Source organism: Streptomyces sp. NPDC026301, from assembly GCF_055567935.1.
This window is the reverse complement of record NZ_JBVHPN010000014.1, coordinates 66,155-75,397: the sequence shown is the minus strand read 5'-3', so window position 1 is coordinate 75,397 and position 9,243 is coordinate 66,155. Positions and strand designations below refer to the sequence as shown.

Annotated in this window: 9 protein-coding genes and 1 pseudogene; 8 read left to right on the top strand and 2 right to left on the bottom strand. The window is 69.8% G+C overall.

Annotation, left to right across the window (positions count from 1 at the left end):
* Positions 1-79: 79 nt before the first annotated feature.
* Positions 80-532, top strand: a pseudogene (locus tag ACZ4MH_RS24365) (methyltransferase type 11); the annotation flags it as partial.
* A 46-nt stretch (positions 533-578) separates the two neighbouring features.
* Here the strand turns inward: ACZ4MH_RS24365 and ACZ4MH_RS24360 are convergent.
* Positions 579-1,613 carry a sulfite oxidase gene (locus ACZ4MH_RS24360; RefSeq protein WP_351590650.1) on the bottom strand — a complete coding sequence of 345 codons (1,035 nt, stop codon included), beginning with the start codon at positions 1,611-1,613 and terminating at the stop codon, positions 579-581.
* Positions 1,614-2,329: 716 nt separating this feature from the next.
* On the bottom strand, positions 2,330-2,611 hold the full coding sequence (locus tag ACZ4MH_RS24355; RefSeq protein WP_351590647.1) for an EF-hand domain-containing protein: 282 nt from the start codon (positions 2,609-2,611) through the stop codon (positions 2,330-2,332).
* 660 nt (positions 2,612-3,271) lie between these two features.
* On the opposite strand from ACZ4MH_RS24355, the gene ACZ4MH_RS24350 reads away from it, so the two are divergent.
* From ACZ4MH_RS24350 to ACZ4MH_RS24320, 7 genes are all read left to right on the top strand, one after another.
* Complete coding sequence (locus ACZ4MH_RS24350; RefSeq protein ID WP_351590644.1) at positions 3,272-4,330, top strand: terpene synthase family protein; 1,059 nt, start codon at positions 3,272-3,274, stop codon at positions 4,328-4,330.
* 101 nt (positions 4,331-4,431) lie between these two features.
* Positions 4,432-5,295 (top strand): SDR family NAD(P)-dependent oxidoreductase, encoded by an 864-nt coding sequence (locus tag ACZ4MH_RS24345; RefSeq protein WP_351590641.1) that lies wholly within the window; start codon positions 4,432-4,434, stop codon positions 5,293-5,295.
* Positions 5,292-5,909, top strand: coding sequence for an acetoacetate decarboxylase family protein (locus ACZ4MH_RS24340; RefSeq protein WP_351590638.1), 618 nt, complete (start codon positions 5,292-5,294; stop codon positions 5,907-5,909). Before ACZ4MH_RS24345 ends, ACZ4MH_RS24340 begins: the two co-directional genes overlap by 4 nt.
* Before the next feature lie 456 nt (positions 5,910-6,365).
* Positions 6,366-7,358, top strand: coding sequence for a dihydroxyacetone kinase subunit DhaK (dhaK, locus tag ACZ4MH_RS24335; protein ID WP_467754681.1), 993 nt, complete (start codon positions 6,366-6,368; stop codon positions 7,356-7,358).
* Positions 7,359-7,561: 203 nt separating this feature from the next.
* On the top strand, positions 7,562-8,128 hold the full coding sequence (gene dhaL / locus ACZ4MH_RS24330; protein ID WP_351590797.1) for a dihydroxyacetone kinase subunit DhaL: 567 nt from the start codon (positions 7,562-7,564) through the stop codon (positions 8,126-8,128).
* Entirely contained in the window at positions 8,125-8,553 is a 429-nt protein-coding gene (locus tag ACZ4MH_RS24325; RefSeq protein ID WP_467754680.1) for a PTS-dependent dihydroxyacetone kinase phosphotransferase subunit DhaM, read from the top strand. Before dhaL ends, ACZ4MH_RS24325 begins: the two co-directional genes overlap by 4 nt.
* Before the next feature lie 164 nt (positions 8,554-8,717).
* On the top strand, positions 8,718-9,206 hold the full coding sequence (locus ACZ4MH_RS24320) for a MaoC family dehydratase (protein ID WP_351602091.1): 489 nt from the start codon (positions 8,718-8,720) through the stop codon (positions 9,204-9,206).
* The last annotated feature ends 37 nt before the right edge of the window (positions 9,207-9,243 follow it).

The following is a 9,243-nucleotide window of genomic DNA, read 5'->3' as shown; positions in this document are numbered from 1 at the left end:
CCTCCCCCCTTGTTCTTTGTCCTTCCCCCCTTCTCCCCCCCCCTTCCTTTCTCCCCCCCCCCCCCCCCCCCCCCCCCCCGCGGCGACCTGGGACGTCTTTCGTCCCTTCCCACTGGCCGACGGAGCGGCCGACGTCGTGCTGGACGTGTTCGCCCCGCGCAACCCAGCTGAGTTTCACCGGGTGTTGCGTCCGACCGGACGGTTGGTCGTGGTGCGTCCTACCGGGCGGCACCTGGCCGAGCTGCGTGACCAACTGCCCGCCGTGATCACGATCGACCCGGCCAAGGAACAGCGCCTGCACCAGGCCCTGACCCCCTTCTTCGCGGCCACCGGCACCGAGCAGATCGAGTACGCCACGTCCCTGACCAGGTGTCAGGCCATCGACTTGGTGGGCATGACGCCAAGCGCACGCCACCTCAACCGTACGGACCTGCACGATGACAACCTCCTGCCCGACCGGGTCACCGTCTCCGTACTGGCCACGGCCTACCGGCCTCGGTGGCCACGAACGGGCGCACGCGCCGAGCGGTGACACGTATCCCGGTAGGGGGCCATTCCCGGAGTGTCGTCAGCGCTGCTCAACAGCCAGCGCCGGCCGCCACGTGTACGGGATGGTCGAGGACCTGGTTGTACAGATATCCCAACTGGTTCCACGGGACAAGGTCCGGCTGAGTGCGGCCCCGGTCGTCGGTGGCGCGTACGGCGAGGGTGTGGTTGCCGGGATCGGGGTTCCAGGCGAACTGCCAGCGTGTCCAGGCGCCTGCCTCCTGGGGGCCGGTGAGCTGGGCCGCGCGCCAAGGGCCTCGGTCGATGCGGTACTCGACTGTCGCGATCCGGTGTTCTCCGGCGAACGCTCGCCCTCGGATGATCTGCGGCCGCGGCTTCAGGCGGGCGGGCCAGTCCAGTTCCACCAGGCTGGTCACCGGCAGTTCGTTGATCGGCGTGCCCAACGCGGCGCCGTTCCCCGGGTGTTCGGGGCCAATGAGCACGTAGTCCTCCGTGTCCCAGGGCACCTGGAGTGGCTGTCGCGACACCTCGATCCTGCCGACCCACTTGATGCTGGCCGCACCGAGCCAGCCGGACACCACGACCCGGGCCGGGTAACCGTGATCGGGCGGCAGCGTCTCACCGTTCATGGCGAGGGCGAGCAGGGTGTCGTCGGCCATCGCCTTGGCCAGGGGCATCGGCCGATGGGCGCGGGCCTCGTCCAGCGCTTCGGGCATGACGTCGTGTGCGTCCGGGCTGAGGCCCGCCGGTTCGAGCAGGTCGCGCAGTCGCACGCCGGTCCACTCGGCCGTGCTGACGGCGCCGCGACCCCACGGCGTGCCGGGGATGTGCTGACCGTACTGCCGACCGAACAGCACCCGGCGGTTGCCCGCACACTCGATCGTGCGGGTGAGGGAGACCAGTGGAAACGCGCGCCACAGGTCGTCGTAGGTGTAAGTGACGGGCGACCGTACAGCGTCGCCCTCGATCCGAAGCGACCACTCAGCGGCGTCGATCCGAGGAGTGGGGGCGTGACTGCGGACGAAGAAGCGGTCGTTCGGAGTGAGGTGGCCCGGCATGCGGTCCGCCCTGGTGCCGAAGTCAAGACCGGTACCGGTGTCCTCCATGTCCTCGGCCGAGGTCGGTTTGACGATCCCACGTGCTGCGCTGTTTGCACTGCTCCCTGTCGTCATAATTCCACCGTGGCCCCGTGTTTCCCGGTTCGGTAGGCTCTCCGTCCCTATGAGGCCATAACTACGGCCTATGGCTTGTGGCTTGCGTGCTGGTCAGCGCCAGCGGCCTGCCCCTCGGCCCGGTCGGGTGTCGGAACACCCCGCCTTACAGCCCTACGACTGGGGCGTCCCGTCCCAACGCCATGTGGCGAGACGAGGGCGCCCAGGCAGGTCGGCGCGCCCCGTGGCGAGCACCTGCAACAGCCCGGCGGGCCCTGTCGCTCGGTCCGCGTGCACGGTGTTCACCGGGCCACCCACTGGGCCACCGGGCCGTCGACTTTCGCACAGGAACGGAACCCAATCCCACAACGGCGGTACCCCGGGCGCGAGTTGGGTGGCGTAGGTGAACAGGTCGTCGCTGAGGTGCTCGACGGTCTCCCAACAGTCCCACTCCGGTCCTTGGCATCCCGCCGCTGTTGTACGACGCGTTGAAGGTGAACTCGTCGCAGTCCGGGGTGTCCGTGCTGCTGTTCATCGCGTCCGAGTCGTACAAGCTGATGAATCAATCAGCGACGCCGGGGACGGCCCGACGCCCACGCTTTGCGGCGCCTCGCCGTGGGGCGCTCGCGACATCCGCGGCCGCTCACGAGGACCGCCAACCCTTCCGACTGCTACTGCTTCCGGGACCCCTGGACGAACTCTTCCTTGGAGATCTGACCGTCCGAGTTGCGGTCCACCTGACTGAAGGCCTTGCGGATGTTGGACTCGGAGACCCCCTCCCGCTTCCCCGCCACGAGCAGTTCCGGCTCGCTGACGGTGCCGCTCCCGTCCGTGTCGATCTGCTGGAAGGTCGGAGGGGCGCTCGCGGGGCCGGTGGCGAAGGCGGAACCGCCGGCTCCGAGAACGCCGGCCGCCGTGAGAGCCATCGCGATGACAGCGGTACGAGTCTGCATTGGTGTCTCCCCTCGGCCCTCCGCCGGACGGCGGGAAGGCCGGATGCGTAACGGTCACTTCCACGTACAGGCACCCACCGTAGTGGATCAACAGCGCAACGTCACGAACGGTGTGGAGTCGCTACGCGAAGCACGAGGTGTCGCCCGCTCCGCGGCGCACGATCTCCGCCTCACCGCCAGAGGCTCGACGCTTGGCAGATACTGGCGCAGCCCCCAACACGCTTTCCACATATTCATCCGGGGTTCGCGGCGTCCGCGCGCACTTTTCCCACGCGCACTGCTGAGCCTGCTTGGCGGGGCGTCGGAAATGAGACTGCCCAGGAGAACCTGAGTGCGCCCGTACCGCCGTGTTCGCCTGCGCACGCCGTCCCGCATTGTGCGCGCGGTTGCGGCCCAAGTGCCACCGATCCACTGGTTCGTGTGGGTTTGACAAGCCGGACGTGTGGGCGCTGCGGGGCGGGAGCAGAATGCCGGCGGTCCGTTCCGTTCGGGTTCTGTGGGCTGTCACGTTGGTTGCCCTGACCGCTGCCCGCTGCCCGCTGCCCGCTGTCGACGGAGGTGGTTCTGCGCACGAGCGAAAGAGGCACCGGAAAGCCAAATGCCGCCCAGGCCCCGGCTCTTGACCATCTCCAGCCCGCAGCCTGCTTCAAGGAGGCGCCCATGCCGCAGACCGTGAACGACTTCGCCCTGCCACCCCTCTACTGTCCGCTGCCGAAAGCGGTCAGTTCCTTCACGGACCGCGCCGAGCAGCATGTGCTGGAGTGGCTGGACTCCACCGAGCTGGGCCGACGGCCCCACTTGCGTAACCGGGCGCTGGAACTTCGAGGGCACCGCTCGGCGGGCTTCTGCCTCAATGGCGCCGAGGATGAGGAACTCTTCCGCATCATCGCGTGCTTCGGGGTGTGGATCCTGACGAGTGATGATGTCCTCGAGGCCCAGCCGGATGCGGGACGGGCCGCCGAGGTGGCGGGCCGGTACCTTCGAGCCTTCACCGCCCCCGGCTACCGGCTCCCGAACCGTGAACTGGCCGGGGATGAGGAGGTGTTCATCGACGCGGCGTGCGGCCTCGCCGAGCAGCTGCGGGCCCGTTGCCATCCCACCCACTACAACCGGCTCGTGCACGAGCTGCGCCACTACTACCTCGGCGCGCTGCGCATGCTGGCCTCCGGGCAATGCGAGACCCCGCCGAGCGAGGACCAGTACCTGGCGATGCGCATGGAGGACGGGGCCGTCCGCCACATCTGGGTGATGATGGAGATCGGCCGACAGGAGGTCGTGCCGGACGATGAGTTCTGTGCTCCTGCCGTCCAGGCCGCGCTGGACTCCGCCGCCACGAGCGTGATCTTGGACAATGATCTGTACTCCTACCGCAAGGAGCTCGACGAGCCCGGCAAGGTCAACCTGGTCACGGTGATTCGGGACAACCGTGGGGTCTCGCTGGAGGAAGCGGTTGCCGAGGCCGTCACCATCCGGGACCGCACCCTGCTTCTGTTTCTTCGTCTGCACGAGAGGCTGAAGCAGACGGCCGGCCCGGCTCTGAGCGGCGTGCTCGATCAGATCGCCCGGGTCACACGCGGACACCTCGAATGGGCCATGGAAACCCCGCGCTACCGGCTCAGCATCTCACCGGAGGAATTTCCCTGGCCCTCGGCCCCCTCCACCACCGACAGCAGTCCGCTGCCCTACCCCAGCATCTCCTGGTGGTGGAACCACCTCTGACAGCAGCCAAGCCCTCGCTGCTTGGAGCAACCCGGCTTCCGGACGCGCTGCCTACCGAGCGGAGCAACCCACAACGCAGCACGTGGATTGGGAGGTACTTGATGCGAACGGGGACCACGAAGGACGTACGAGGTCGGGTCTGCCTGGTGACCGGTGGGGCCGGCGGGATCGGCTGGGAGATCAGCAAGGCGCTCGCCAACGCGGGCGCTTTGGTCCATATCTGCGACAGCTCCCTCAAGAACCTGCGCACTGCGGCGGCGCAGGCACCGAAGGACGCTTGCGTCTTTCATCAGCTCGATGTCGCCGAACGGCACTCTTTGGAACGCTGGATCACGGACACGTACACCGCTGCCGGACGGGTCGATGTACTGGTCAACAACGCCGCGTTCGTCCGCTGGACCGACGTGACGGAGATGTCGGCCACGGATACCGAACGAACTCTGTATGTCGGCATCCACGCCACCGCGCACGCCATCCGTACCGTCCTGCCGCTGATGCAGGCCGGGGGCAGCGGTCACATCATCAACATGGGCTCCGCGGCCGGCACGCTCCTCGTGCCGGGCCCCTCAGCCGCGTATGCCGCCTCCAAGGCCGCCATCGCCGCCTACACCGACATCCTTCGCGCCGAACTCCACCGCGCCGACTCCCCCGTCCACGTAACCCTGGTACGCCCGGGAGCCGTGGCCGGTACAGACTTCTTCCGCCGCCATGTGCCCTCCAGCCGGATGCCGCGCGCCACGGACTGGCTTCCCGCCACCCGGCCCGAACAGGTGGCCCAGGCCGTCCTCCGCGCCATCGAGCACCATCGCCCAGCTGTCGACATTCCCCCCTACCTACCGCTCCTGTACCGGCTCTACGCCCTGGCCCCCGGACTCTTCCGCCGCTTCGCTGCCGCCTCCGGCCCCAGCAGACGCGACTACGCTCACCACCCCGGCGACCACTCGCCCGCGAAGAAACGCGCATGACCGCTGTGGACACACCCTTCCCGCCCCCGCCGTGGCGGTCGACCGGCACCCTGTGGGCAGCCTTACTCACGACGTGCCGCCCCCTTCCCCTGCCGCCCGCCCTACGCCCTCTCGGCAGCCCACAGCGGCTGGTGATGCTGCTGATTCGCTACCGTCATGGCACCCTTCGCTACGACGAATTCGCCCTCGCCAGTCCAGCCCGCTCCGGTGTCAGGGCGGGGCTGTTCACCCATCACATCTGGGTCGACACTCCCGCCTCCCTGTCCGGTGGGCGACAGATCTGGGGCGTGTCAAAGGAATTGGCGCACTTCGCGTGGAGCCGGCACTCACTCCTGGTCTCCGACGACGACGGCCCCATCGCCGGCCTGCGCTTCGGGCCTCGCGGCCCCCGCCTGCCGACGCTACCCGCCCTCGGACCAGCTTTCGGTCAACGCGACGGTCGACTACTGCACTTCACTTCTCGGCTCACCGGCCGGATCGCCCGCCACCCACTGCACATCACCACATGGGCACCGCGACTCCCCCGCCTCGACGCACCACCCCGCCAGGCCCTGACCGTCGACCCATGCCACATGACCGTGCCCGCGCCTGGTCACCGCCGCCGGTGTCAGTGACACCGCGACCGGCCAGCGCCTGACGGGGGTCGAGGCAGCCCCTCCACGCATCCGCAAGGCCTGGATGGACGCGGGGTCACAGAGGGCTGTGCTGCCTTGGACATGACCCCTGTCGCATGCGGCGTCTGCATGCAGAGGTCCTCCACCCCGCACGACAGTGCCAAAACGCCGGCCTTACCGCGGCGGCCGCACCATGGAAGCCACCCTCCTGCGTGATCCGTGACCTCGGCCGCCTTGGGCCCGATACTGAGGCTGGACGGTTCCAGGAGGAGGTGAAGCAGGGTCTCGATTGCCGCTGTCGAGGCGTCAGGGAAGTCAGCGACGAGTCAGCGTCAGACCCGCCGGGAGCCGCTTCGGAGCGACATGGACCGCCAAGATCGAGAGCTGGGCATACCTACCGCGACCTGCGGAAACACTGCCCAGAGGCCAGGTTGTCAGTCTCACCAGGAGGTACCCGTGAAGATGTTGATGAATGTGCCGGAGAGTGTGGTTGCGGACGCTTTGCGGGGGATGGGGGCGGCGCATCCGGAGCTGGTGGTGGATGTCGAGGGGCGGGTGGTCGTGCGGCGGGACGCGCCGGTGGCGGGGAAGGTCGCGCTGGTGTCCGGCGGCGGGAGCGGGCACGAGCCGCTGCACGGGGGGTTCGTCGGGCCCGGGATGCTGGATGCGGCGTGTCCGGGTGAGGTGTTCACCTCGCCCGTACCGGATCAGATGGTGCGGGCCGCGGCGGCCGTGGACAGCGGCCGGGGCGTGCTGTTCATCGTGAAGAACTACACCGGTGATGTGCTCAATTTCCAGATGGCGGCGGAGCTGGCGGAGGACGAGGGCGTGCAGGTCGCCAGCGTGCTGGTCAACGACGACGTGGCGGTGACGGACTCGACGTTCACGGCGGGGCGGCGCGGGACGGGGGCGACGCTGTTCGTGGAGAAGGTGGCCGGTGCGGCGGCCGAGGAGGGGCAGCCGCTGGAGCGGGTCGAGGCGATCGCCCGTCAGGTGGTGGAGACCTCGCGGAGTTTCGGGGTCGCGTTGAGCGCCTGTACGACGCCGTCGAAGGGCAGCCCGACGTTCGATCTGCCCGCGGGCGAGCTGGAGTTGGGGATCGGGATCCACGGCGAGCCGGGGCGGGAGCGGCGGCCGATGATGACCTCGGGGGAGATCGCCGACGCGGCGGTGGGCGCGATCCTGGACGACTGGCGGCCGGCCGGACCGGTGCTGGCGCTGGTCAACGGGATGGGCGCGACGCCGCTGCTGGAGCTGTACGGGTTCAACGCGGAGGTGCACCGGGTGCTCGGCGAGCGCGGCGTGCCGGTGGCCCGTACGCTCGTCGGCAACTACGTCACGTCGCTGGACATGGCGGGCGCCTCGGTGACGCTGTGTCAGGCGGACGAGGAGGTGCTGCGCCTGTGGGACGCGCCGGTGCAGACGCCCGGGCTACGGTGGGGGCGCTGACCTGCCCGTATCGATGACGCTCGGACGACCGACGACTTCCCGTACTTCGTACCCGTCCCCGTACCCGTACCTGTCCCCGTACTCCCCCCGCACTCGTACTCGTACCCACACCCGTGCTCGTACCCACACCCGTACTCGTATCGCGATCTCAGGAGCAGCACGTGACCGAAACGGCCCTTGACGCCGCGTTCTTCGTCCGCTGGATGCAGGCTACCGCCGCCCTGGTGGACCGGGAGGCCGAGCGCCTCACCGAGCTGGACTCCCCCATCGGCGACGCCGACCACGGCAGCAATCTGCAGCGCGGCTTCACCGCCGTCGCCAAGGCGTTGGAAGCGGAACCGCCGGTGACGCCCGGCGCCGTACTGACCACGGCGGGGCGGCAGTTGATCTCGACCGTGGGCGGCGCCTCGGGGCCGCTGTACGGGACGCTGCTGCGCCGTACGGGCAAGACGCTGGGCGACGCGCCCGGCGTGACCGCCGAGGAGCTGCGGGCGGCGCTGCGCGGCGGGATCGACGCGGTGGCCCAGCTGGGCGGCTCTGCGGTGGGCGACAAGACGATGCTGGACGCGTTGTACCCGGCGGTCGAGGCGCTGGGCACGTCGTTCGCGGCCGCCGCGGAGGCCGCCGAGAAGGGCGCGGTGGACACCACGCCGCTGCAGGCACGCAAGGGCCGGGCCAGCTACCTGGGCGAGCGCAGCATCGGCCACCAGGACCCGGGGGCGACGTCCGCCGCGTTGTTGTTCGCGGCGCTCGCGGAGGTGACGGCGTGAGCGCGGCGGCCGGCGGCGGCGCTGACGCACTGGTCGGCATCGTGCTGGTCTCGCACAGCGGACCGGTGGCCGAGTCGGTCGCCGAGCTGGCCGTGGGGCTGGCGGGCGGCGGCGCGAAGGCGCCGGTCGCGGCGGCGGGCGGCACGCCCGACGGCGGCCTCGGGACCAGCGCCGAGCTGATCACCGAGGCGGCCCGCACGGTCGACCGCGGCGCGGGCGTGGCGGTCCTGGTGGACCTGGGCAGCGCCGTCCTGACGGTCAAGGCGCTGCTCGCCGAGGGTGACGAACTGCCTGAAGGCGCGCGCCTGGTGGACGCGCCGTTCGTGGAGGGCGCGGTGGCCGCCGTGGTCACCGCGTCGGCCGGCGCGGACCTGGACGCGGTAGCCGCGGCCGCCGGAGAGGCGTACTCCTACCGCAAGGAGTGAGCGACCCCGACACTCGCCGAGCCCGGCCGGTGCGGCGCCGAGAGGTGCGGCACCGGCCCGGTGGTGTACGCGGCCGGATCACCCGGCGCCGAGCGGCTCCCCGTCACGCGGCTCCCTGTCACGCTCTCCTGACACGACGGTCAGTAGCGTCATACCGTGCTCGCATGACGACGACGGTGACTGGTGGGGCGGACTTCTCGGCGCCGACCGGCGAGCGGTACTTCGAGGACTACGTTCCGGGGGCGGTGTACACGTACGGGAGCATCACGCTCGATGAGGAGGAGATCCTCGACTTCGCGCGGCGGTTCGATCCGCAGAGCTTTCATACGGATCCGGAGGCGGCGGCGGACGGGCCGTTCAAGGGCCTGATCGCGAGCGGCTGGCACACGAGTGCGGTGATGATGCGGCTTTACGCCGATCACTTCGTGAGCAAGGTGGCGAGCCTGGCGTCGCCCGGCGTGGACGAGCTGCGGTGGGTGCGGCCGGTGCGGCCGGGGGACGCGTTGTCGATCCGTACGACGATCCTGGACGCGCGGGTGTCCCGGTCCAAGCCGGACCGGGGCATCGTACGTACGGGGATCGAGGTGCTCAACCAGCGGGGCGAGCCCGTGATGACGCTGACGGCGATGAACTTCTTCGCCCGCCGCCCCTGAGGCCGCCGCCCCGAAGGCCGCCGCCACTGAGCACCGG

What these genes read in the sequence shown, in the direction of transcription:
- ACZ4MH_RS24360 (WP_351590650.1), bottom strand. Translation starts at nt 1,613, where the DNA reads ATGGAGGACACCGGTACCGGTCTTGACTTCGGCACCAGGGCGGACCGC.
- ACZ4MH_RS24355 (WP_351590647.1), bottom strand. Translation starts at nt 2,611, where the DNA reads ATGCAGACTCGTACCGCTGTCATCGCGATGGCTCTCACGGCGGCCGGC.
- ACZ4MH_RS24350 (WP_351590644.1), top strand. Translation starts at nt 3,272, where the DNA reads ATGCCGCAGACCGTGAACGACTTCGCCCTGCCACCCCTCTACTGTCCG.
- ACZ4MH_RS24345 (WP_351590641.1), top strand. Translation starts at nt 4,432, where the DNA reads ATGCGAACGGGGACCACGAAGGACGTACGAGGTCGGGTCTGCCTGGTG.
- ACZ4MH_RS24340 (WP_351590638.1), top strand. Translation starts at nt 5,292, where the DNA reads ATGACCGCTGTGGACACACCCTTCCCGCCCCCGCCGTGGCGGTCGACC.
- dhaL (WP_351590797.1), top strand. Translation starts at nt 7,562, where the DNA reads ATGCAGGCTACCGCCGCCCTGGTGGACCGGGAGGCCGAGCGCCTCACC.
- ACZ4MH_RS24320 (WP_351602091.1), top strand. Translation starts at nt 8,718, where the DNA reads ATGACGACGACGGTGACTGGTGGGGCGGACTTCTCGGCGCCGACCGGC.